The sequence below is a fragment of the Rhizobium sp. CCGE 510 genome (assembly GCF_000292525.1).
Taxonomy (GTDB): Bacteria; Pseudomonadota; Alphaproteobacteria; order Rhizobiales; family Rhizobiaceae; genus Rhizobium.
Genome location: NZ_AEYF01000015.1, coordinates 40,313 through 61,155 on the forward strand (window position 1 = coordinate 40,313; position 20,843 = coordinate 61,155).

General features: G+C 60.5%; 23 protein-coding genes and 1 pseudogene. 13 read left to right on the forward strand and 11 right to left on the reverse strand.

The window, feature by feature from the left end; translation table 11 throughout:
• Positions 1-53 precede the first annotated feature (53 nt).
• Positions 54-1,535, forward strand: a complete 1,482-nt coding sequence (gatA, locus tag RCCGE510_RS07200; RefSeq protein WP_007628583.1) for an Asp-tRNA(Asn)/Glu-tRNA(Gln) amidotransferase subunit GatA — start codon at positions 54-56, stop codon at positions 1,533-1,535.
• Positions 1,536-1,684: 149 nt separating this feature from the next.
• Here the strand turns inward: gatA and RCCGE510_RS07205 are convergent, their stop codons facing one another.
• Positions 1,685-2,191 (reverse strand): ferritin-like domain-containing protein, encoded by a 507-nt coding sequence (locus RCCGE510_RS07205; protein WP_007628587.1) that lies wholly within the window; start codon positions 2,189-2,191, stop codon positions 1,685-1,687.
• A gap of 212 nt (positions 2,192-2,403) precedes the next feature.
• Positions 2,404-2,916, reverse strand: a complete 513-nt coding sequence (locus RCCGE510_RS07210) for a ferritin-like domain-containing protein (protein ID WP_007628588.1) — start codon at positions 2,914-2,916, stop codon at positions 2,404-2,406.
• A 282-nt stretch (positions 2,917-3,198) separates the two neighbouring features.
• Here RCCGE510_RS07210 and RCCGE510_RS07215 point away from each other — a divergent pair, with 282 nt between their 5' ends.
• Positions 3,199-3,474 carry a hypothetical protein gene (locus tag RCCGE510_RS07215; RefSeq protein ID WP_007628589.1) on the forward strand — a complete coding sequence of 92 codons (276 nt, stop codon included), beginning with the start codon at positions 3,199-3,201 and terminating at the stop codon, positions 3,472-3,474.
• A gap of 50 nt (positions 3,475-3,524) precedes the next feature.
• Here the strand turns inward: RCCGE510_RS07215 and RCCGE510_RS07220 are convergent, their stop codons facing one another.
• Positions 3,525-3,782: a YjhX family toxin gene (locus RCCGE510_RS07220; protein ID WP_007628591.1), complete on the reverse strand. Its 258-nt coding sequence runs from the start codon at positions 3,780-3,782 to the stop codon at positions 3,525-3,527.
• Between the two features lie 310 nt (positions 3,783-4,092).
• Between RCCGE510_RS07220 and RCCGE510_RS07225 the strand changes: the two genes are divergently transcribed.
• On the forward strand, positions 4,093-4,602 hold the full coding sequence (locus RCCGE510_RS07225; RefSeq protein ID WP_007628593.1) for a GNAT family N-acetyltransferase: 510 nt from the start codon (positions 4,093-4,095) through the stop codon (positions 4,600-4,602).
• A gap of 4 nt (positions 4,603-4,606) precedes the next feature.
• On the opposite strand, the gene RCCGE510_RS07230 is transcribed toward RCCGE510_RS07225, so the two are convergent.
• Positions 4,607-4,918 carry a DUF1294 domain-containing protein gene (locus RCCGE510_RS07230; protein WP_007628598.1) on the reverse strand — a complete coding sequence of 104 codons (312 nt, stop codon included), beginning with the start codon at positions 4,916-4,918 and terminating at the stop codon, positions 4,607-4,609.
• 147 nt (positions 4,919-5,065) lie between these two features.
• Here RCCGE510_RS07230 and gatB point away from each other — a divergent pair, with 147 nt between their 5' ends.
• The 5 genes and pseudogenes from gatB (at position 5,066) to RCCGE510_RS07255 (ending at position 8,348) form a co-directional block, all read left to right on the forward strand.
• On the forward strand, positions 5,066-6,568 hold the full coding sequence (gene gatB / locus RCCGE510_RS07235) for an Asp-tRNA(Asn)/Glu-tRNA(Gln) amidotransferase subunit GatB (protein ID WP_007628600.1): 1,503 nt from the start codon (positions 5,066-5,068) through the stop codon (positions 6,566-6,568).
• A gap of 2 nt (positions 6,569-6,570) precedes the next feature.
• On the forward strand, positions 6,571-7,074 hold the full coding sequence (locus RCCGE510_RS07240) for a GNAT family N-acetyltransferase (protein WP_007628601.1): 504 nt from the start codon (positions 6,571-6,573) through the stop codon (positions 7,072-7,074).
• A gap of 7 nt (positions 7,075-7,081) precedes the next feature.
• Positions 7,082-7,291 (forward strand): annotated as a pseudogene (locus RCCGE510_RS07245) (GNAT family N-acetyltransferase); the annotation flags it as partial.
• A gap of 103 nt (positions 7,292-7,394) precedes the next feature.
• Positions 7,395-7,793 (forward strand): NADH:ubiquinone oxidoreductase subunit NDUFA12, encoded by a 399-nt coding sequence (locus RCCGE510_RS07250; RefSeq protein WP_007628603.1) that lies wholly within the window; start codon positions 7,395-7,397, stop codon positions 7,791-7,793.
• A 114-nt stretch (positions 7,794-7,907) separates the two neighbouring features.
• A complete protein-coding gene (locus RCCGE510_RS07255; protein ID WP_007628604.1) occupies positions 7,908-8,348 on the forward strand; it encodes a DUF2155 domain-containing protein in 441 nt (146 codons plus the stop codon).
• Between the two features lie 29 nt (positions 8,349-8,377).
• Here the strand turns inward: RCCGE510_RS07255 and aat are convergent, their stop codons facing one another.
• The 5 genes from aat to RCCGE510_RS07280 all read right to left on the reverse strand — a co-directional run bounded on the left by aat (position 8,378) and on the right by RCCGE510_RS07280 (position 12,201).
• A complete protein-coding gene (gene aat / locus RCCGE510_RS07260) occupies positions 8,378-8,992 on the reverse strand; it encodes a leucyl/phenylalanyl-tRNA--protein transferase (RefSeq protein WP_007628606.1) in 615 nt (204 codons plus the stop codon).
• 7 nt (positions 8,993-8,999) lie between these two features.
• On the reverse strand, positions 9,000-10,355 hold the full coding sequence (accC, locus tag RCCGE510_RS07265; protein WP_192815289.1) for an acetyl-CoA carboxylase biotin carboxylase subunit: 1,356 nt from the start codon (positions 10,353-10,355) through the stop codon (positions 9,000-9,002).
• Between the two features lie 4 nt (positions 10,356-10,359).
• A complete protein-coding gene (gene accB / locus RCCGE510_RS07270; protein WP_007628608.1) occupies positions 10,360-10,824 on the reverse strand; it encodes an acetyl-CoA carboxylase biotin carboxyl carrier protein in 465 nt (154 codons plus the stop codon).
• 20 nt (positions 10,825-10,844) lie between these two features.
• Positions 10,845-11,282 (reverse strand): type II 3-dehydroquinate dehydratase, encoded by a 438-nt coding sequence (gene aroQ / locus RCCGE510_RS07275; RefSeq protein WP_007628609.1) that lies wholly within the window; start codon positions 11,280-11,282, stop codon positions 10,845-10,847.
• Positions 11,283-11,442: 160 nt separating this feature from the next.
• Positions 11,443-12,201, reverse strand: coding sequence for a DsbA family protein (locus RCCGE510_RS07280; protein ID WP_007628610.1), 759 nt, complete (start codon positions 12,199-12,201; stop codon positions 11,443-11,445).
• A gap of 209 nt (positions 12,202-12,410) precedes the next feature.
• On the opposite strand from RCCGE510_RS07280, the gene RCCGE510_RS07285 reads away from it, so the two are divergent.
• The gene (locus tag RCCGE510_RS07285) at positions 12,411-13,568 is read left to right on the forward strand and encodes an aminotransferase class I/II-fold pyridoxal phosphate-dependent enzyme (RefSeq protein ID WP_007628611.1); all 1,158 of its coding nucleotides are present in this window, start codon (positions 12,411-12,413) and stop codon (positions 13,566-13,568) included.
• A gap of 42 nt (positions 13,569-13,610) precedes the next feature.
• Here the strand turns inward: RCCGE510_RS07285 and RCCGE510_RS07290 are convergent, their stop codons facing one another.
• Together RCCGE510_RS07290 and phaC are read right to left on the reverse strand one after the other, a co-directional pair.
• Entirely contained in the window at positions 13,611-14,951 is a 1,341-nt protein-coding gene (locus tag RCCGE510_RS07290) for a DUF2778 domain-containing protein (RefSeq protein ID WP_007628612.1), read from the reverse strand.
• Positions 14,952-15,158: 207 nt separating this feature from the next.
• Positions 15,159-17,018 (reverse strand): class I poly(R)-hydroxyalkanoic acid synthase, encoded by a 1,860-nt coding sequence (gene phaC, locus RCCGE510_RS07295; RefSeq protein ID WP_240539639.1) that lies wholly within the window; start codon positions 17,016-17,018, stop codon positions 15,159-15,161.
• A gap of 146 nt (positions 17,019-17,164) precedes the next feature.
• Between phaC and RCCGE510_RS07300 the strand changes: the two genes are divergently transcribed.
• The 4 genes from RCCGE510_RS07300 (at position 17,165) to RCCGE510_RS07315 (ending at position 20,806) form a co-directional block, all read left to right on the forward strand.
• Positions 17,165-17,578 carry a hypothetical protein gene (locus tag RCCGE510_RS07300; protein ID WP_007628615.1) on the forward strand — a complete coding sequence of 138 codons (414 nt, stop codon included), beginning with the start codon at positions 17,165-17,167 and terminating at the stop codon, positions 17,576-17,578.
• 220 nt (positions 17,579-17,798) lie between these two features.
• Entirely contained in the window at positions 17,799-19,016 is a 1,218-nt protein-coding gene (locus RCCGE510_RS07305; protein ID WP_007628616.1) for an LL-diaminopimelate aminotransferase, read from the forward strand.
• A gap of 60 nt (positions 19,017-19,076) precedes the next feature.
• The gene (locus RCCGE510_RS07310; protein WP_007628617.1) at positions 19,077-20,402 is read left to right on the forward strand and encodes a homoserine dehydrogenase; all 1,326 of its coding nucleotides are present in this window, start codon (positions 19,077-19,079) and stop codon (positions 20,400-20,402) included.
• A gap of 158 nt (positions 20,403-20,560) precedes the next feature.
• On the forward strand, positions 20,561-20,806 hold the full coding sequence (locus RCCGE510_RS07315; RefSeq protein ID WP_007628618.1) for a hypothetical protein: 246 nt from the start codon (positions 20,561-20,563) through the stop codon (positions 20,804-20,806).
• The last annotated feature ends 37 nt before the right edge of the window (positions 20,807-20,843 follow it).

The window sequence follows — 20,843 nt, forward strand, 5'->3', positions numbered from 1 at the left end:
TCGAAGCCTCTTTCCGACCCTGTTGCCATTTCCAGATCTGAAGCGAAAACACGATGAGCGAACTCACCAGCCTGACCATTGCCGAAGCCCGCCAGAAGCTGCGCGCCAAGGAGATTACCGCAACCGAACTGACCGAGGCCTATATCTCGGCGATCGATGCGGCCAATGCTCATCTGAATGCCTATATAAAGGTGACGCCGGATCTCGCCCGCCTCATGGCGAAGAACTCCGACGAGCGCATCGCTGCCGGCAAGGCAGGCGATCTCGAAGGTATTCCGCTTGGCATCAAGGATCTCTTTGCCACCGTTGGTGTGCACACTCAGGCCTGCAGCCACATTCTCGACGGTTTCGAGCCGCGCTATGAATCGACCGTGACGCAGAACCTCTGGGATGACGGCGCCGTCATGCTCGGCAAGCTGAACATGGACGAATTCGCCATGGGCTCGTCCAACGAGACCTCGCACTACGGTGCGGTGATCAATCCCTGGCGTGCTGAAGGTTCCAACCAGCAGCTCGTTCCCGGCGGCTCCTCCGGGGGCTCGGCCGCTGCCGTCGCCGCGCATCTTTGCGCCGGCGCCACCGCAACCGATACCGGCGGTTCGATCCGCCAGCCGGCCGCTTTCACCGGCACCGTCGGCATCAAGCCGACCTATGGCCGTTGCTCACGCTGGGGTACCGTCGCCTTCGCCTCCTCGCTCGACCAGGCAGGCCCGATCGCCCGCGACGTGCGCGACGCTGCAATCCTTTTGAAGTCAATGGCAAGCGTCGACGCCAAGGACACCACGTCAGTCGATCTGCCGGTGCCGGATTACGAGGCAGTCCTCGGCCAGTCCCTGAAGGGCATGAGGATCGGCATTCCGAACGAATATCGTGTCGACGGCATGCCTGAGGAGATCGAGACCCTGTGGCGCCAGGGCATCGCCTGGCTAAAGGATGCCGGCGCCGAAATCGTCGACATCTCGCTGCCGCACACCAAATATGCTCTCCCGGCCTATTACATCGTCGCTCCGGCCGAGGCATCCTCGAACCTGGCGCGTTACGACGGCGTCCGTTACGGCCTGCGTGTCGACGGTAAGGATATCGTCGACATGTACGAGAAGACGCGGGCCGCCGGCTTCGGCAAGGAAGTCAAGCGCCGCATCATGATCGGCACCTATGTGCTGTCGGCCGGTTATTACGATGCCTATTACATCCGTGCCCAGAAGGTCCGGACGCTGATCAAGCGCGATTTCGAACTCGCCTTCGACGCCGGCGTCGATGCCATCCTGACACCGGCAACACCATCGTCTGCCTTCGGCGTCGCCGATGAGAACCTCGCTTCCGATCCGGTGAAGATGTATCTGAACGACATCTTCACGGTCACGGTCAACATGGCGGGCCTGCCGGGCATCGCCGTTCCCGCCGGCCTCGACCAGAAGGGGCTGCCGCTCGGCCTGCAGCTGATCGGCAAGCCCTTCGACGAGGAAACCCTCTTCAAAACAGCCCATGTCATCGAGCAGGCAGCCGGCCGGTTTACGCCGGCCAAGTGGTGGTAACAGATCCTGGGATTCGAAAGCGCAAGGCCGCCGACCACAGGAAGCTCAAAGCCAGGCGGCGTTCAGACATGCAAACCCCCGAAAGTCGATATTCACCTTTCGGGGGCCAGTTTACGAGGGCAAGCCCTCATGCCTTATGGTGCTGACGTTCAGGCGGCTTTCTTGCCCTTTGCATTAGCAGACGCCTGTGCAAGCTGGGTTAGCTTCTTGTCGGTCGCGACTTCTTCCGCGAGGTTTGCCTGAAGCAGCGGAACGGCATCCTTGAGGCCGAGCTGGTTTGCCCAGGCAATGAGAGTGCCGTAACGCGCAATCTCGTAGTGTTCGACGGCCTGGGCCGAAGAGATGAGACCGGCATCCAATGCCGGCGATCCCTTGAACTCTTCCATGATCTCTTCACCTTCGGCGATAATGCCTTGGATTGCTTCACAGGTCTTGCCACGTGCCGGCTTACCGAGAAGCTCGAAAACCTGCTCAAGGCGTTCGATCTGGCTCTGAGTTTCGTCGCGGTGCTTCAGGAATCCTGCCTTGCCTTCTTCTGACTGGGCGGCGCGGGCCATTTTCGGCAGCGCCTTCAGGATCTGCTTTTCTGCAAAATAGATGTCTTTGAGTGTATCAAGGAAAAGATCATCGAGGGTCTTGGTCGTGGGAGTAGCCATGGTTAATCCTCCTGTGGCGTGGGCTTGCACCGGGTAGACGATGCATAGTTTGGTCGTCCCTGTACGAAAATGAACCGGCGCTCCGTTGCCGGAGCGCCGTCTCGTTCCGGCCAAGGAAGAGAGGCCGATCAGCGATACTGCCAGACAGTCCGATGCAAAGGGCGCCGGGCCGATCCGCTGGTAAGTAACCACGCGGGACCATCGTTGTTCCCTTAGACCTTGGCTTTCTCTCCAGCTTCGCGAAGGGAAAGAAATTTAGTCGTCACGGAGACGATGTTTTCATCAAGCCATTCTGCCATCGCCTTCTCTTCAGCAAGGTTTGCCTGGAGCGCGGCGCTGGCCGCTCCGTAGCCGCCGGCTTCGGCAATGGTCAGCAGCGACTTGTAGGCCGCCATTTCAAAATTCTCGAACGCGAAATTCGCAAAGGAGTTCTTCAGGACTTCGTCGCCGGCCATGGTATGGCTCATCACGGCCATCGACCCCGTCAGAGAAAGTGCCATGTCCTTGAGCGACGAGTGGTCTTCGTTCAGGCTGTCCAGCACCTCTTCGATCCGGCTTATCTGGCCCTCAGTTTCATGAATATGCTGGTCGAGCTTTGCCGCTATCTCCGGATAGTTCTCGATACGCGAGAGCTGTGGTTTCATGATCGAAAGCGCCTGGTTTTCCATGGCGTGAGCGTTCTTGAGACCAGTAATAAAGATTGAGCGGGTTTCGTTCTCAGGCATCGAGAATCTCCTTGTTGACCGGGTCAAACTTCGTACGTCCGGCGATGTTCCAGATTATCTGCAGAGCGAGCGACGGCAGTGTTTCCGATCGAGCGGCTGGGTGTCAGACGGGTTTCGTGATGTCACGGCTGTCCGGCGCTGCGGATAGTCGACCCAGCGATGAGGTGAATTTGGCTGGCCTGTTACGTTCAGCTCGGACCGCTGGTTCTTGTGTAATCGGCCTACGCAGGAATCATTGATAATGATATTGCTGTCGATTGCTTTGTCGGGGGGAGTGGCCTCATGTCGAAACAGGATCTTGCACGATTGATTGAGGCCGCTGATCGCCTTGCTGCCGCCGGTTTCACCATGGGCGCGGATTGGCAGGCGGTACACGAAATCTGCCAGCGCCACGAAGGTCAACAGCCGTTCGACTGGGGACATGCGCTTTGCCATCGCATCGAAGGCGAGGACTGGAATGCCGATTACTGGTATCGCCGCGCCGGCAAGACGCGCGGCACGGGCACAATGGCCGACGAATGGTCGGCGATGCGAACGGAACTTTCTGCAAAGGCTTGAGGCGCCCCCCTGACCGCGCCGGTTCGAGACGCGGTCAGGGTGGTTGTCCGTTACCTGTTGTTCAGCTGCGACCTGACCAACATCAGTCCTTTTTCGGTGATCCGGTAGGGCTGGCCGCTGGAGGATTTGATTGCTCTCAGCCGCTTCAGCCTTCGGAAGAGATCGAGGTCGACGCCGGGATAGAGCCAGCCGTCGCGGGTGAAGCAGCTGACCGCCTCGATCTTCCTATCGTCGTCGCGGGAAATTTCGATGCGGCCGCCTTGGGCCATGAGATGCAGGATGCGCTGCTCCGTGCGGGAAATGTCCATGTGTTGAGATCCGGTATCGTGCCCAACAGGGCGCACAAAAACGATCTGGCGCTCTTTCGAACGTCAGGGCTTCGTTTTTTTCGGGCCCATGCGCGCAAGCGGACTTGCGGGCAGGGCCTTTACCGGGTCTGTGACAGGCTCAACATAAAACACCTCGATAAGGTTTTTTATTCAGCGCGGAAAAGGCGGTCAAGACCGTGCTTGCCAATCAAACCCGTCGAAAACCGCAGTTTCCAGCCATCAGCCCTCTGGGGGTACTGGTAAATTCGGCGACTCAATGGTCTAGTTGCGAGGTAACGCGGAGGTGTCGTTGATCCACATTCGCAATGCTCGCGACGGCGAAGCGGAGCTATTGAGCGAGATCGGCCTGAGGGCCTGGCAAAAGGCGATGGCGGCGATCGGCGAATCGCACGCGATGATCGACGCAGCCCGCAACGCCTTTCGCAACTTCGTGGAAAACGACTGGCTGACCATCACCGTCGTCGAGCAGAATGGCCAGGTCGCAGGCTGGGCGGCGCGCGAGGGATTGGACGAAACCATCTCGGATTTCTGGATCGATCCCGCCTTCGCCCGCCAGGGGCTGGGCTCGGCCCTTCTCGAGCGGATCGAAAAGGAGATCGCCGGTCGGGGTTTCGAGAAGGCAGCGATGCAGACCCATTCCGGCAACAACGAGGCGATCGGCTTCTTCCGGAAACACGGTTACAGCATCCACTGGCTCTCGGTCGCCTACAATCCGAAACTCGACCGCGACGTGCCCTCGGTCGGGCTGACGAAAACGCTCGTCTCGGACGACCAGCGTGGATACGGGCAGGAATTCTGACGCCTCAAAAATCCTGAAGAAGGAAAATGCGCCATCCCGGCGCGAAGATCAGCACCGCGGCCAATGCGCCGTGCAGGATCAGGATCGCCGCCAGGATCGACCGGAACGGCTCCTTTCTCGTCTTGTGCCGCAGCAATTGCTGTGCCGCCACCGCGCCGAGGCTGCCACCGATTAGCGCAAGCGTCAGAAGCGTGCGCTCGCTGATCCGCCACCTGCCATCGCGTGCCGCCTGCTTATCGAGGAAATAGATCGAGAAGACGAAGAGGTTCAGCGCCAGAAACGGTGCGGCCCATTTGGTGATATTGATTATCGTCATGCGGCAACTCTATTGTGCCTCGGTTAACCCGCGGCAAATGTCGCCGCGGCCGTCAAACCGCGCCGCACGCCATGGCGAAAGCCTTGCACCGGCACGCCATTTCCTTTACCTCACCAATGGAAAAGAACAGCCTGCAAAGAGTATCAGATGACCCTTGTCGATGTCCGCACGCCTGATCCGAAACGCTTCATCCCCGGCGCCACCGGCGACTGGGAAGTCATCGTCGGCATGGAAGTCCATGCCCAGGTGCTCTCCAATTCGAAGCTCTTCTCCGGCGCTTCGACGGAGTTCGGCAAGCCGCAGAATTCGAACGTCTCGCTGGTCGATGCCGCCATGCCCGGCATGCTGCCTGTTATCAACGAGGCATGCGTCAGGCAGGCCGTGCGCACCGGTCTCGGCCTCAAAGCCCAGATCAACAAGCGCTCGCTCTTCGACCGCAAGAACTATTTCTATCCCGACCTGCCGCAGGGCTATCAAATCTCGCAGTTCAAGGATCCAATCGTCGGCGAGGGCAAGATCGTCATTTCGCTCGGGCCGGACCGTCAGGGCCAGTTCGAGGATATCGAGATCGGCATCGAGCGCCTGCACCTGGAACAGGATGCGGGCAAGTCGATGCACGACCAGCATGCGACCATGTCCTATGTCGACCTGAACCGCTCCGGCGTCGCGCTGATGGAGATCGTCTCCAAGCCCGACATGCGCTCGTCCGACGAAGCCAAAGCCTATATGACGAAGCTGCGTTCGATCGTGCGCTATCTCGGCACCTGCGACGGCAATATGGATGAGGGCTCGATGCGTGCCGACGTCAACGTCTCCGTCCGCCGTCCGGGCGAAGATTTCGGCACGCGCTGCGAAATCAAGAACGTCAACTCCATCCGTTTCATCGGCCAGGCGATCGAATACGAAGCCCGCCGTCAGATCGGTATTCTGGAGGATGGCGGCAAGATCGATCAGGAGACGCGGCTCTTCGACCCGAACAAGGGTGAGACGCGCTCCATGCGCTCCAAGGAGGATGCGCACGACTATCGTTACTTCCCCGATCCGGACCTGCTGCCGCTCGAATTCGACGATGCCTTCGTCGCGGCGCTCGCAGCCGATCTGCCGGAATTGCCTGACGACAAGAAGGAGCGCTTCGTGCGCGAACTCGGTCTGTCGATCTATGACGCTTCGGTGCTCGTCTCCGAAAAGGCAATCGCCGATTATTTCGAGGCCGTCGCTGCAGGCCGTGACGGCAAGATGGCGGCAAACTGGGTGATCAACGACCTGCTCGGCGCGCTGAACCGAACCGGCAAGGACATCGAGCAGACACCGGTTTCGCCGGCCCAGCTCGGCGCCATCATCGATCTCATCAAGGCTGGAACCATTTCCGGCAAGATCGCCAAAGACCTCTTCGAAATCGTGCTGACCGAAGGCGGCGATCCGGCCGAGATCGTCGAAGCGCGCGGCATGAAGCAGGTAACGGATACCGGTGCGATCGAGAAGGCCGTGGACGAGATCATTGCCGCCAATCCCGATCAGGTGGAAAAGGTCAAGGCGAAGCCGACCTTGGCCGCATGGTTCGTCGGTCAGGTGATGAAGGCGACGGGTGGCAAGGCCAATCCGCAGGCCGTCCAGGCGCTCGTCAAGGCGAAGCTCGGCATCGAGGAATAGGCATGTATTTCGTCCGCACGGCCGGCGAGCGTGACCTGGAAAAGGTCCGCGTCCTGCTGGTGGAGAGCTTTCACGCTACCTATGACGGCCTGCATGGCAAGGCCAGGGTGAATGAACTCACCGCCCAGCTCTTTTCTCCCGCCGCACTGAAGACGCGCCTGGTGCGAAAGGACGCCGAATTCCTCGTCGCCGACGATGGCCGCACCATCGGCGGCATGGGCTATGCGGCGGTGTCGCAGGAACTGACGAAGACGGTCACGCTGCATCTTCTCTACGTCAGCCCGGCGCTGCAACGTCAGGGCATCGGCCGCGATCTTTTCGCCGAACTCGAAACCTGCTTCCCGGATGCGGAAATCATGCGTCTCGAAGTCGAGCCGCAGAATGCGGCGGCGATCGCCTTTTACAAAGCGCACGGCTTCACCGAGGTTGGGCGCAACGAGAATGGCGCGCCCGGGCAATCCGGCATTCCGTCGCTGATTTTCGAAAAGCCGCTCGAAGGACCTTAAGTCCATGGCGGCCGTCTTGTCCGAGATCGTCATTCGCCGGGCGCGCGGGCAGGGGATCGGCGCACGGATGATCGAATTCGCCATAGCTGAGGCAAAAGGCCGCGGCGTGCGGCTGGTGCAGTTGACCTCGAATGCGATCCGCAAGGATGCCCATCGTTTCTATGTAAGACTGGGCTTCAAGCCCTCGCATCTCGGCTTCAAGATGGCTTTGAAATGACCCGTGGCTGTCGTGGAATCGCTGGACAATTCGCCTTGGCGACGGCATAAGCGAGAAAACGAATTCTGGTTTGGCCCGCATCTGGCGGGCACAAGGAAAAGACATGTGGAATCTTCTGGTTCAGACCTTTACCTGGTGGAACAGTCAGACGATGGGCACGCGTTTTGCGACCTGGCGTTTCGGCAAGCGCGTCGGCGAGGATGAATTCGGCAACGTCTACTACGAAGGCGGCATGTCTTCTTACGGCCTGCCGAAGCGCTGGGTGATCTATAAGGGTTACGCCGACGCCTCCGCCATTCCGCCGGGCTGGCATGGATGGATGCATCACCGCACCGACGTTCCTCCGTCCAAGGAAAACTACGTCGCCAAGGACTGGCAGAAGGCGCATCGCCCCAACTTCACCGGTTCTCCGCAGGCTTACCGTCCGCCGGGCTCCATTGCCGCTCCGGGCGAGCGTCCGCGGGTCACCGGCGATTACGACGCCTGGACGCCGGGCAACTGAGACGGCTCAACCGAGCTTCCTCTGGCCCGGCTTTTGGCCACAATTGACCTTTACCCGCAGGTTGGCCGCGCTTGACCGCGGCCGTGAACGAAGAATGTCTGGAGACGGGTAAACATGAAGCTCTTCACGCGGAACAGGGTGCTGCGTGCCGCCGGATCGCTGCTGGCGCTCTCGGCGTTGCTTCCGCCAGTTACGGCAAATGCCGCACGCATCGAAAATCCGGTAGCCGTCTTCTCCGGCCTCGACAAGATCACCGGCCGTATCACCACCTTCGACGTCTATGTCAACGAGACGGTTCAGTTCGGTGCGCTGCAGGTGACGCCGAAAGCCTGTTATTCGCGCGACCAGGCCGAAGCGCAGAAGATTGACGGTTTCGTCGAGGTCGACGAGATTACCCTCGACCGCAAGATCCGCCGCATCTTCACCGGCTGGATGTTTGCCGCCAGCCCCGGACTCAACGCCGTCGAGCACCCGATTTACGACGTCTGGCTGAAGGACTGCAAGGCAAACTCGGACGTCCCGGCTCCTGACGGCACCAAAGCGACAGCACGCTAAGCACGTCACCACATCATGGTGCGTGCTGCTTAAAACTTCAGGTGTGGCGATTCCATCGCGGCTGCAAGCAGCACGCCATAATCGGCCTTCGCGACGTCGATCGCTCCGAACGTCTTCAGGTGCTCGGTGGTGAACTGCGTGTCGAGCAGGGTGAAGCCTTTTTCCCGCAGCCGCTCGACCAGATGCACGAGGCAGATCTTCGAGGCATCCGTCCGCCGCGAAAACATGCTTTCGCCGAAGAAGGCCGAGCCAAGCGAAACGCCGTAGAGACCGCCGACCAGTTCATCGCCGTCCCAGGCTTCGACCGTATGAGCATGGCCCATGTCGAACAGCGTCGCGTAAAGGGACCTGATCGTTCTGTTGATCCAGGTGCTCGGCCGCCCGGAGGTCTCCTCCGCGCAAGCCGCGATCACCTGGTCGAAAGCGTGATCGAAACGGATATCGAAGGGTTTCCGGCGCACTGTCTTGGCAAGGCTCTTCGACACGTGGAAATCGTCGAACGGCAGCACGCCGCGCAATTCCGGCTCGACCCAGAAGATTTCCGGGTCGTCTGCAGATTCGGCCATTGGGAAGAGGCCGATGGAATAGGCGCGCAGGAGTATTTCAGGGGTAATGCCTGGTGACTTCCTGCGCGATCCTGCCATTCCTGCCCTATGCCGCCGGTGTGTTGGCCAGGTAGTCTTCCAGCCAGTGGATGTCGTAGTCGCCGTTGGCGATATCCTGGTTGGAGACGAGATCTTGAAACAGCGGCAGCGTTGTATTAATGCCGTCGACGACGAATTCGTCGAGCGCCCGCCGCAGCCGCATCATGCACTCGACGCGAGTACGGCCATGCACGATCAGCTTGCCGATGAGGCTGTCGTAATAAGGTGGGATCTTGTAGCCCTGATAGGCACCGGAATCGATGCGCACGCCGAGGCCGCCAGGCGCGTGAAAATGCGTGATCGTGCCGGGCGAGGGCACGAAGGTGCGCGGGTGCTCGGCATTGATCCGGCATTCGATGGCATGACCGGAAAAATGCACTTCACCCTGCGTCACCGAGAGACCGCCGCCGGAGGCAACGCGGATCTGCTCGTGCACGAGGTCGATGCCGGTGATCGCTTCCGTGATCGGATGCTCCACCTGCAGGCGGGTGTTCATTTCGATGAAATAGAACTCGCCATTCTCGTAGAGGAATTCGATCGTGCCGGCGCCGCGATATTTTAGCTTCTTCATGGCGTCGGCACAAACCTGGCCGATCTTCATCCGCTGCTCGACGTTGAGCGCCGGCGAGTTCGCCTCTTCCCAGACCTTCTGGTGGCGGCGCTGCAGCGAGCAGTCGCGCTCGCCGAGATGAATGGCATTGCCTTCGCCGTCGCCGAACACCTGGATTTCGATGTGGCGCGGCTTGCCGAGATATTTTTCCATGTAGACGGCATCGTTGCCGAAGGCGGCTGCCGCTTCCGTGCGCGCCGTCGACCAGGCCTCGATCACGTCGGCCTCGCTCTTGGCGACCTTCATGCCGCGTCCGCCGCCGCCGGCCGTTGCCTTGATCAGCACGGGATAGCCGATTTCAGCCGCCGTCTTCAGCGCATCCTCTTCGGTCTTCACTTCCCCGTCCGAGCCCGGAACGACGGGAATGCCGAGTTCCAGCGCCGTCGTCTTGGCGGTGATCTTGTCGCCCATGATGCGGATATGGTCCGCTGTCGGCCCGATGAAGGTGATGCCGTGGGCTTCGAGAATATCGGCGAACTTGGCATTCTCCGACAGAAAGCCGTAGCCCGGATGCACGGCGTCGGCGCCGGTGATCTCGCAGGCGGCGACGATCTGGTGGATATTGAGATAGCTTTCGCGCGAGGAGGGCGGGCCGATGCAGACACTTTCGTCGGCAAGGCGCACATGCATGGCATCGGCGTCGGCGGTGGAATGAACCACGACGCAGGCGATGCCGAGCTCCTTGCAGGCCCGAAGCACGCGAAGGGCGATTTCCCCGCGATTGGCGATGAGGATTTTCGAAATCATGGGCATGGGCCTATTCGATGACGACGAGGGCTTGGCCGTATTCGACGGGATGTCCGTCATCGACGAGGATCTCGGTTACCTTGCCCGACTTCGGCGAGGGGATCTGGTTCATCGTCTTCATCGCTTCGATGATGATCAGCGTCTGGCCTTCCTTGACGGTCGCGCCGACTTCGATGAAGGCACGCGCGCCCGGAGCGGGCGCCATGTAGACGGTGCCGACCATTGGCGCGCTGACGACATTGGCCGGGTTGCGGGCGGGAGCGGCGTCCGGCGCGCTTGCTGCTGCCGGGGCAGCGGCTGCGGCATAGGCCGGTGCTGCGATCGGCGCCTGGACATATTGCGGCGTGCCGGCGCGCGAAACGCGAATGCGCAGGTCGTCCTGCTCGACCTCGATCTCCGTCAGATCCGTCTCGTTGAGGATATTGGCGAGATCGCGGATCAGTGCCTGATCGATACCCGATTTCTTTTCAGCCATGGTGTTGCCCTGTCTTATTCTTATGCCGTGATGTTCTTCAGCGCATGAAGCGCCAGGATGTAGCTGTGAGGCCCGAAGCCGCAAATCACGCCCTTGCATGCCGGCGCAATCATCGACTTATGGCGGAATTCTTCCCGCGCATGAACGTTGGATATGTGGAGCTCAATGACGGGAATGGAAATAGCGCGGATCGCATCATGCAGCGCGACCGATGTATGCGTATAGGCGCCTGCGTTGATGGCAACGCCGACGGACTTTTCGTCGGCCTCATGGAACCAGTCCACAAGCGTACCTTCGTGATTGCTCTGACGGAAATCGATGTCGAAGCCGAGTTCGCGGCCGGCAGCCTTGCAGTCCGCCTCGATGTCCTTCAGCGTCTTACCACCATAAATGCCGGGCTCTCGTTTGCCGAGCATGTTCAGGTTGGGGCCGTTCAGGACCAAAATCGTTTGCGTCATCGAATGTTCCGTAAAATGTACGACGGCAACCTATAGACTCCGTGAAGGCCGAATGAAAGCCCCTACGGATTGGCCAGCGGAATCACGCCACATTTGTCCACATGGTTGAAACGCTTCGATTTTGGCGATTTGATGAGCGGCCGCCTGGCGGCTCACTTGCTCAGCAGGCGGTCTTGCCGCAGCTGCGCATATTCTTGACCTTGGCTTCGAGATCGTCGAGCCCGACGGCGCCAGGCACCAGTTCGTTGCCGATCACATAGGACGGTGTGCCGCTGATGCCGAGACTGGAGGCGAGCTGGTAGGTCGCCTGGACGACCCCATCATTCGGGCTCTTTGCCATTTCGGCGCGAATCTTGTCCTCGCTGACGCCGAGCGAGCCGGCAACCGCGATCGCCGTTTCGTCGGAGGCACGGCCTTCGGTGCCGAGGAGGGCGACATGGAAATCGGCATATTTCTCCGGCGCCAGCTTGCGGAAGGCGTCGGCCACCTTGTGGGCAGCAACCGAATCCGGCCCGAGGATCGGAAACTCCTTGAGCACGAAACGAACGTTCTTGTCCTTCTTCAGCATTGCCTGCATGTCGGGAAGCGCATGACGGCAGTAGCTGCAATTATAGTCGAAGAATTCGACGACGGTGACATCACCCTTGGGATTGCCGAGCGTGACGTCGTTCTTCGAATCGAAGATCGCGGCCGTGTTCTCGTCGATTGCCATATTGGCCTTCACCAGCCGCTGAGCTTCCTGCTTCTTCTGCAGCGCATCCTGGACGTCGAGCATGATCTCGGGGTTTTCGATCAGGTATTGCTTGATGAATTCGCCGAACTCCTTCTTCTGCTGGTCGTCGAGCGCTGCCGCCGGAAACGGAAGGGCGATCGATGCGGCAAGCGCCAGTGCGGTGAAGGTTTTCGGAAGAAAGGCCATGATATCCTCGTCAACGGCGATGTGGTCGTCTCTTTGTCGAAAAGACCGTCGCCGGGTTATGGACTTGAGTGCGTCGCGTCAAGGTACGGTGCGTTCGGTTCTCTTCAAACAGGAATTTTCATCCCCGCGGGACCCTCGCGGGATTGTGATGAGCCGATTAATGCGGCAATTGTCGGGCCGTCAGTGAAGTAGCCGAGCGAGAGGCGATCTTGTTTTCCATATCGAAACGCAGCGAAGTCGAGCCATTTCATGCCATGGACGTCCTGGCGGAGGCGACAAAGCGGCGGGCGGCCGGCCAGCCTGTCATCTCGATGGCGGTCGGTCAGCCCTCGCATCCCGCCCCTCAGGCTGCCCTTGAAGCAGCGCGCGCAGCCCTTGCCGAGGGTCGGATCGGTTATACCGATGCGCTTGGAACGGCACGGCTGAAATCGGCACTTGCCCGACACTACAGGGATCGCCACGGCCTGGAGATCGATTCCATGCGGATCGCCATCACCACCGGTTCCTCGGCCGGCTTCAATCTCGCCTTCCTGTCGCTCTTCGATGCCGGCGATGCGGTGGCGATCGCAAGACCCGGTTATCCCGCCTATCGCAATATCCTCGGTGCACTGGGCCTGAAGGTTGTCGAAGTACCGGTAACGGCCGAGACCCACTTCACGCTGACGCCTGAGAGCCTCGAGGCAGCGCAGAAGGAAAGCGGCATGACGCTGAAAGGCGTGCTGCTCGCAAGCCCCGCCAACCCGACCGGCACGGTGACCGGCCGCGATGGGCTGAAGGCGCTTGCGGATTACTGCACAAGCCATTCCATCGCCTTCATCTCGGATGAAATCTATCACGGGCTGACTTTCGCCGGCGAGGAGGCAAGCGCGCTGGAGCTGACCGACGAGGCGATCGTCATCAATTCCTTCTCCAAATATTATTGCATGACCGGCTGGCGAATAGGCTGGATGGTGCTGCCGGAACGCCTGGTTCGGCCGATCGAGCGGGTGGCGCAAAGCCTCTATATCTCTCCGCCTGAGCTCTCCCAGATCGCCGCCGTGGCGGCTCTTGGCGCCGGCGCCGAGCTCGATCGCTATAAGGCGAGCTATGCCGCCAACCGCGACTTGCTGATGAAGCGCCTGCCGCAGATCGGCCTTTCGATCGCGTCACCGATGGACGGCGCCTTCTATGCCTATCTCGACGTCACCCGCTTCACCAATGACAGCATGGGTTTTGCCAAGCGCATGCTCGCGGAAATCGACGTCGCCGCAACGCCGGGTCTCGATTTCGATCCGCTGGAGGGACATCGAACCCTGCGTTTGTCCTATGCGGGCTCGGAAGCCGAGATCGCCGAGGCGGTGGAGCGAATCGCAGTCTGGTTGAAATAGCGCTCGCCACCGGAAAAGCAGCCGTTTTCTCTTTGATGCCGATCAGCTGCGCGACGAAAACAGCGAGGCAAGCGTCGACGACGGTTTGTTGTTCAGCCGTGGCACGACCACGAGTTGCCTGATGTCGCCACGCTTGTAGGCGGCGAGGAAGCGCTTGTAGTCCTTGAAGGAGACGCAGCCGTTGGAATCACCGTTTTTGCCGAGCATGTAGGTGTGGGCCAACAGGCCGACACGGTCATAGATGGCGTCAGAGCCCTCGAGCGGCGTCAGCCGCAGTGCCTCGACACCATGGAAAAGGCTCTCGCGCATGGTGAGGGCGTAGGTGTGCGGCGGCGTCGGCCCGTGCATCTTCTTGTTTACGAAACGTGGGTTGTCGCGCATCTTGCCGAGGCCGGAATGGGCTTCCAGCCTCTCGCCGTTCGGCAGATAGACGGTGCTGTTCTCGATGTCGTAGATCGCCACACCGGCGCGCAGCTTCGGCGAGAACACCGGCTTGTCGTAGCGCGGCACTGCATCGTCCTTGTCGTCCTCGATCGGCGAGTTTGGCTGGGCGTAGGCAAGCGCAGGTTCGCCTGCGCGCTGCGAACCCTTGGCGACCGGCGCCGGCTTGCCGATAAGGCCGTCGGGACGCGCCATCGGCAGCGGCACGGAGTCTTCGTCGGGCGTCAGCACCAGATCGAAAGGCGGCGCGCCGTCGGCGGCGGCAACGACCACCGGTGCGGGTTCCGGGGCGGAAATTGCGGCGGTGCGGACCGGAGATGCTGATGGTTCGACCGGAGCCGGTGCGATCTGCCGGGATCCGGCATCGGCAAGTGCCAGAAGGGCCGGGAGTTCGGCAGCGGCGACGGCCTCCTTCGAGGGAATGATGATACGGTCGCCGTCGTCTTCTTCGGTCGCTGCCGAGGCGAGCTCGACCGGTGCCGGCGTGATCACATCATCCTTGCGGAATTTTGCGCTGTCGGAAATTGCCGCCACGACTGGCTGCTCGGCAGCCATGACAAGCCGACTGTGTTTTGTAAGTGCCGCCAGTGCCGTTGCGGCGGCTGCAGTCTTTTCGGCGTGGGATTGAATGAGGCCCGCCGTCAGCGGTATCTGCGGCTTTGCATCGAAGGCGGCCAGCCGGTCAGCCTTGCCGACATGGATCAGCCGTTCGTGGGGCGTCGCCGGTTTGGCCTTCGGCGCGGATGCCATCTGCGTGAATCTGTCGGGCGGAGAAACGGGCACGGCCACCGAATGCATTGTCGCCAAGGTCGCGATCAACCATGTGGAGGTCAGAAATCCGGCGCCGACGACGCCGTAAAGAAAGCCGCGAGATCCGCGCAAACGAAAGGCAGATCCGCCAAGAGGGGTGACGTCATCGAACGTCCCGACCGCAAACGCCATACTACACTCGTCTTTCAAACTCGCTACGCAGGCCGGCGGCACTGACTGACTACACTTCGCCGGGGCCGGTATAGGCGCAAGTGGGCCGAATTTAGACCACTCGCGACTTCCGACTGTCGCGCAAGGATGACGAATTATGGTTTCTAATTTATTTACGCCGCGTCGCTCTTTCTCGCGACGTCTCAAAAAGAGATGCGCTGGGCCTTCTCAGGCGCGTTCCATCACATAACTTCCCGGGGCTTCCTCGATCGCATTCAGCGCATCGCCGCCCGGTTTGCGTGCCGCAACGCGCTTGCCGTCATGGGTCTCGATCCACGTCTGCCAGTGCGGCCACCAAGATCCCGCTGTCTCGGTCGCCTGCTCGAGCCACGTCTCGTACTCGCCCTTGGCAGGGCCGCCCGTCCAGAATTGATATTTCTTCTTGTCCGGCGGGTTGACGACGCCGGCGATATGTCCCGAGCCGGTGACGACGAATTCCACCTTGCCGCCAAAAAACTGGCTGCCGAGGAAGACGGACTTCGCAGGCGCGATGTGATCCTCGCGGGTAGCGAGATTGTAGATCGGGATCTTCACGTCCTTCAGCGACACCGGCTTGCCGTCGAGGACCATCTCGTTCCGCGTCAGCGCGTTCTTGAGATAGCAATTGCGCAGGTAGAAGGCATGGTTTGCTGCCGCCATGCGGGTCGAATCGGCGTTCCAGAACAACAGGTCGAAGGGCAGGGGATCCTGGCCCTTGAGGTAGTTGTTGACGAAATAAGGCCAGATCAGCTCGGAAGCGCGCAGCATGTTGAAGGCCATCGACATCTTCGAACCGTCGAGATAGCCGGCCGTCTGCATATGCTCTTCGAGCGCTGTCAACTGCTCCTCGTCGACGAAGACCTTGAGGTCGCCGGCATGGGTAAAATCGACCTGGGTGGTAAAGAGCGTCGCAGTCTTGATGCGCTTGTTCTTCTCCTTGGCATGCAGCGCCAGCGTTGCCGCTAGCAGTGTGCCGCCGACGCAGTAGCCGACGGCGTTGACGTCCTTTTCGCCCGTCGCCTTCTCGATCGTCTCAAGCGCGAAATCGATGCCTTCGCGGGCATAGGACGCCCAGTCCTTGTCGGCGTGGCGCGCATCCGGGTTGACCCAGGAAATGACGAAGACGGTCTGGCCCTGGTCGACGCACCATTTGATGAAGGATTTCTGCGGGTTGAGATCGAGAATATAAAACTTGTTGATCCATGGCGGGCAGATCAGCAGCGGCCGCTTCAGCACTGTTTCGGTCGACGCCTCGTACTGGATGATCTGGCAGATGTCGTTCTGGGCGATCACCTTGCCCGGCGTCAGCGCCATGTCGCGACCGACGGCGAATTTCGTCATGTCGGTCTGGCGAAGGCGAAGATCACCGTTTCCGGCAGCGATGTCCTCGGCAAGCATCTTCATCCCCCGCACCAGGTTTTCGCCGCTGGTTGCGATCGTCTCGCGGTAGAGCTGGGGATTGGTTGCGATGAAGTTGCTGGGCGAAAGCGCGGCCGTGATTTGCTTCACGTAGAAGCCGGCCTTGTGCTTGGTGTGCTCGTCGAGGCCGTCGGTCTCCGACACCAGCTTCTCCGCCCAGTCGGTCGTCATGAAATAGACCTGGCGCAGAAAATCGAAGAACGGGTTCTTCTGCCAGTCTTCGTCGGAGAAGCGCTTGTCCTTGCGGGTGTCCGGCTCGGCAGGCAGAGGTTCTCCGCGCGTGGCCTGCATGCGCTGCATCGAGCGCATCCAGATGCCGAAAAACGAGGACATCAGCTGCGTCTGCGCCTCGAAGGAGCGGCGCGGATCGGCAATCCAGTATTCTGTGACCTTGGAAAGCGTCTTGACCATGTCGGTCATCGGATCGACGGCGGTTTGGCTGATCTCGCCGCGTTCGCGCGGCGCAAGCCAGGCCGAGGCAGCCTGTCCGAGATTTTCGAGCGCCCGGGCGAAATTCATCGCCATGGTCTCTGGATCCTTCAACAGATAGGGATCGAGATCGGTCGCATCGAAACCGGCTTTGCCGCCATTCTTCTGGCCGCCATTCTCCTGCTTGCTGTCGGTCACCATTTCCTCCGGCGGCAGCACTCTTTTTATCCAATCGTTGTACATCGTGATTGAACGAGAAAACAAGTTCCACCCGCGCCGGCTCATGCTATTGCTTTGTCGCTGCGACAAATTTAACAGTCGACGCAGTCAGAACTGGATTTTGAGGCATGACGAAGAACGGCATTCGGCGCATCGCAACCTTCAACCGCATCGCATTGATCTGCGCAGCGGCGGCGATGGCCCTTGCCGGATGCAATCTGACCGCCGAGCAGAAGGCCGCAGCCGCGGCCAAGCGAGCGGCGCCAACCGCCGTCGTCATGCCGGCCACCAAGGGTGATGCGGTCGAAGGCGGCCTAGCGAAGTCGCCGGACGGCTATCCGAGTTTCGGCGCGCCGTTGACGGCCGCCAACGTCCAGATGAGCGACGAACAGGCGGCCGAACTGCAGCATCAACTGACCGCACTGGCCGCCCGGCGCAAGGCCGGCACGATCTCGGAAGCCGAATATCAGGCCAAGGCCGCGGAAATGCGCCGTCTCGCTGCCGAACACGGCGCGGATACGCTCTCCGAAATCTCCAAATAGACCTTGCCTTTCAGGCAATTTGGACGCAAAGCCTTCCAGATGGATCGGAAGACACGATTTTCCCGATAATGCGCGTTACGCGGCCTTTCCGTCAAAGATTTGCCGCGTGTTTTGGGTCTGATGAATACGGCGCTGCGATTCTGAAGTTCGTGTCGCAGCCGCCGGGAGACGGAACGAACTTCGACTGCGGCCCGAACGCCGCCTTTCCATGGGGAATGAAATGGAAGAGTTTCACAAAGTCCGGCGCCTGCCGCCTTATGTTTTCGAACAGGTCAACCGTTTGAAAGCAAGCGCGCGAGCGGGCGGCGCCGATATCATCGATCTCGGCATGGGAAACCCCGACCTTCCCACTCCTCAGTCGATCGTCGATAAGCTGTGCGAAGTCGTGCAGGATCCGCGCACCCATCGTTATTCGTCCTCCAAGGGCATTCCGGGGTTGCGCCGCGCCCAGGCCGCCTATTATGCCCGCCGTTTCGGCGTCAAGCTCAACCCGGATACCCAGGTGGTCGCCACCTTGGGCTCCAAGGAAGGCTTTGCCAACATGGCGCAGGCGATCACCGCGCCCGGCGACGTCATCCTCTGCCCGAATCCGACCTATCCGATCCACGCCTTCGGCTTCCTGATGGCGGGCGGCGTCATCCGTTCCATGTCGGTGGAGCCGGACGAAAGCTTTTTTCCGCCGCTTGAGCGTGCGGTCCGGCATTCGATCCCGAAGCCTTTGGCGCTGATCCTCAACTACCCCTCGAACCCGACGGCCCTTGTCGCGACGCTCGATTTCTACAAGGACGTCATTGCCTTCGCCAAAAAGCACGACATCATCGTGCTTTCCGACCTTGCCTATTCGGAAATCTACTTCGACGGCGCCCCGCCGCCGTCGGTTCTCGAGGTGCCCGGCGCAATCGACGTGACCGTCGAGTTCACGTCGATGTCGAAGACCTTCTCCATGCCAGGCTGGCGCATGGGCTTTGCCGTCGGCAACGAGCGGCTGATCGCCGCTCTGACCCGTGTGAAGTCCTATCTCGATTACGGCGCCTTCACGCCGATCCAGGTGGCGGCGACACATGCGCTGAACGGCGACGGTTCCGACATTGCCGAAGTCCGCAACGTCTATAAGCGTCGCCGCGACGTCATGGTCGAAAGCTTCGGCAAGGCCGGTTTCGACGTGCCGCCGCCGGCTGCCACCATGTTCGCCTGGGCGAAAATCCCGGAAAAATTCCGTCATCTCGGTTCGCTTGAGTTTTCCAAGCTGCTGGTCGAGAAGGCTGACGTCGCCGTTGCCCCGGGCATCGGCTTCGGTGAAATGGGCGACGACTACGTCCGTCTGGCGCTTGTCGAAAACGAACACCGCATCCGCCAGGCTGCGCGCAACATCAAGAAGTTCATGTCGACGGCAGACGAGACGATGCACAACGTCATCTCACTGAACGCGCACCGTTAATCCAACCTAAGGCAGCCGCGTTCGGCGGCTGCCGCTACACAGACATTTCAGGATCGATCCATGGCAGATGCCCTCAAAATCGGCATTGCGGGCTTGGGCACCGTTGGCGCCTCGCTTGTCCGCATCATTCAGCAGAAGAGCAACGAGCTTGCCGTCACCTGCGGGCGTCCGATCACCATCACCGCGGTTTCCGCGCGTGACAGGGCGAGGGACCGCGGCATCGATCTTGCCAATGTCGCCTGGTTCGACCGGCCGGAAGACCTTGCCGAAAAGGGCGATATCGACGTCTTCGTCGAGCTGATGGGCGGCGCCGAAGGGGCTGCCAACATCTCCGTTCGCGCCGCACTGCAACGTGGTCTCCATGTGGTGACGGCCAATAAGGCGCTGCTTGCCTATCACGGCGTCGAGCTTGCGACGATCGCCGAGGAGAAGGGCGCGCTGCTGAATTTCGAGGCGGCAGTTGCCGGCGGCATTCCCGTCATCAAGGCGCTGCGTGAATCGCTGACCGGCAATTCCGTCTCGCGCATCTATGGCATCATGAACGGCACCTGCAATTACATCCTGACCAAGATGGAAAAGGAGGGGCTTTCCTTCGCCGAGTGCCTGAAGGAAGCGCAGCGGCTGGGTTATGCCGAGGCCGATCCGGCCTTCGATATCGAGGGCAACGACACCGCCCACAAGCTGTCGATCCTGACGACGCTCGCCTTCGGCAATCGCATCGCCGCCGATGACATCTATCTCGAAGGCATCACCAACATCTCGATCGAGGATATTCACGCTGCCGCCGAGCTCGGTTATCGCATCAAGCTCTTGGGTGTTGCCCAGCGCACCGATACCGGCATCGAGCAGCGCGTGCATCCGACCATGGTGCCGGTCGATTCGGTCATTGCCCAGGTCGATGGCGTCACCAATGCGGTGGCGATCGAATCCGACGTGCTCGGCGAACTGCTGATGGTCGGCCCCGGCGCCGGCGGCAATGCCACGGCCTCGTCGGTGCTCGGTGACATTGCCGATATCGCCAAAAGCCAACCGGGCGCCCAGCGCGTGCCGGTGCTCGGCCATCCCGCAAAGGCGCTGGAACCCTACCGCAAGGCGCAGATGCAGAGCCACGAGGGCGGTTATTTCATCCGCCTGACCGTGCTCGACCGCACCGGCGTCTTTGCCAGCGTCGCAACCCGCATGGCCGAAAACAACATCTCGCTGGAATCGATCGTCCAACGCTCGAAGCAGCATCTGGCGCCGTCGCACCACCAGACGATCATTCTCGTCACCCATGCGACGATGGAAGAGTCGGTGCGCAAGGCGGTCGCCTCGATCAAGTCGGAAGGTTATCTCTTCGGCGAACCGCAGGTGATTCGAATCGAGCGGCCGAAAGAGGACGGCTGAGCCCTCCCGATCGTCTGGATCCGTTGAACCGCTCTGTCTCTACAGGGCGATTTTTTGCGATTTTTTCAACCTCCCCTTACGGAAGTCTATATTAACAGATACCGAAATATTGATATAACTAAACCGGAGATTGGTGAGTCGTCTGCGTGGAGAATTTCATGAGCAAGGACAGCCACGCCGGGAAGGGGTATGGCTGCCCGGGCGAGGCGCCGCCGGACCGTCCTGATATGCTTGAGGAAATGCTCAAGCCGACCTACCGTGAAACTCGTCAAGAGGCCCCAGATGAGCCTGATGGCGACGAACAGACAGAAGGCCGCAACTGGGCCATTCTGCTAACGCTGTTTTCGGTCATGCTGGTGCAACTGTGCGGCATTGCCATGATCGTCTGGGCAGTGTTCTGGTAAATAACCCGTGTTTGCAAATCCATCGCTATGTTATCTC

Excerpts from the sequence above, each read along its gene's own strand:
- gatA (WP_007628583.1), top strand. The coding sequence starts at position 54 with ATGAGCGAACTCACCAGCCTGACCATTGCCGAAGCCCGCCAGAAGCTG.
- RCCGE510_RS07205 (WP_007628587.1), bottom strand. The coding sequence starts at position 2,191 with ATGGCTACTCCCACGACCAAGACCCTCGATGATCTTTTCCTTGATACA.
- RCCGE510_RS07210 (WP_007628588.1), bottom strand. The coding sequence starts at position 2,916 with ATGCCTGAGAACGAAACCCGCTCAATCTTTATTACTGGTCTCAAGAAC.
- RCCGE510_RS07215 (WP_007628589.1), top strand. The coding sequence starts at position 3,199 with ATGTCGAAACAGGATCTTGCACGATTGATTGAGGCCGCTGATCGCCTT.
- RCCGE510_RS07220 (WP_007628591.1), bottom strand. The coding sequence starts at position 3,782 with ATGGACATTTCCCGCACGGAGCAGCGCATCCTGCATCTCATGGCCCAA.
- RCCGE510_RS07230 (WP_007628598.1), bottom strand. The coding sequence starts at position 4,918 with ATGACGATAATCAATATCACCAAATGGGCCGCACCGTTTCTGGCGCTG.
- gatB (WP_007628600.1), top strand. The coding sequence starts at position 5,066 with ATGACCCTTGTCGATGTCCGCACGCCTGATCCGAAACGCTTCATCCCC.
- RCCGE510_RS07240 (WP_007628601.1), top strand. The coding sequence starts at position 6,571 with ATGTATTTCGTCCGCACGGCCGGCGAGCGTGACCTGGAAAAGGTCCGC.
- RCCGE510_RS07250 (WP_007628603.1), top strand. The coding sequence starts at position 7,395 with ATGTGGAATCTTCTGGTTCAGACCTTTACCTGGTGGAACAGTCAGACG.
- RCCGE510_RS07255 (WP_007628604.1), top strand. The coding sequence starts at position 7,908 with ATGAAGCTCTTCACGCGGAACAGGGTGCTGCGTGCCGCCGGATCGCTG.
- aat (WP_007628606.1), bottom strand. The coding sequence starts at position 8,992 with ATGGCAGGATCGCGCAGGAAGTCACCAGGCATTACCCCTGAAATACTC.
- accC (WP_192815289.1), bottom strand. The coding sequence starts at position 10,355 with ATGCCCATGATTTCGAAAATCCTCATCGCCAATCGCGGGGAAATCGCC.
- accB (WP_007628608.1), bottom strand. The coding sequence starts at position 10,824 with ATGGCTGAAAAGAAATCGGGTATCGATCAGGCACTGATCCGCGATCTC.
- aroQ (WP_007628609.1), bottom strand. The coding sequence starts at position 11,282 with ATGACGCAAACGATTTTGGTCCTGAACGGCCCCAACCTGAACATGCTC.
- RCCGE510_RS07280 (WP_007628610.1), bottom strand. The coding sequence starts at position 12,201 with ATGGCCTTTCTTCCGAAAACCTTCACCGCACTGGCGCTTGCCGCATCG.
- RCCGE510_RS07290 (WP_007628612.1), bottom strand. The coding sequence starts at position 14,951 with ATGGCGTTTGCGGTCGGGACGTTCGATGACGTCACCCCTCTTGGCGGA.
- phaC (WP_240539639.1), bottom strand. The coding sequence starts at position 17,018 with ATGGTGACCGACAGCAAGCAGGAGAATGGCGGCCAGAAGAATGGCGGC.
- RCCGE510_RS07300 (WP_007628615.1), top strand. The coding sequence starts at position 17,165 with ATGACGAAGAACGGCATTCGGCGCATCGCAACCTTCAACCGCATCGCA.
- RCCGE510_RS07305 (WP_007628616.1), top strand. The coding sequence starts at position 17,799 with ATGGAAGAGTTTCACAAAGTCCGGCGCCTGCCGCCTTATGTTTTCGAA.
- RCCGE510_RS07310 (WP_007628617.1), top strand. The coding sequence starts at position 19,077 with ATGGCAGATGCCCTCAAAATCGGCATTGCGGGCTTGGGCACCGTTGGC.
- RCCGE510_RS07315 (WP_007628618.1), top strand. The coding sequence starts at position 20,561 with ATGAGCAAGGACAGCCACGCCGGGAAGGGGTATGGCTGCCCGGGCGAG.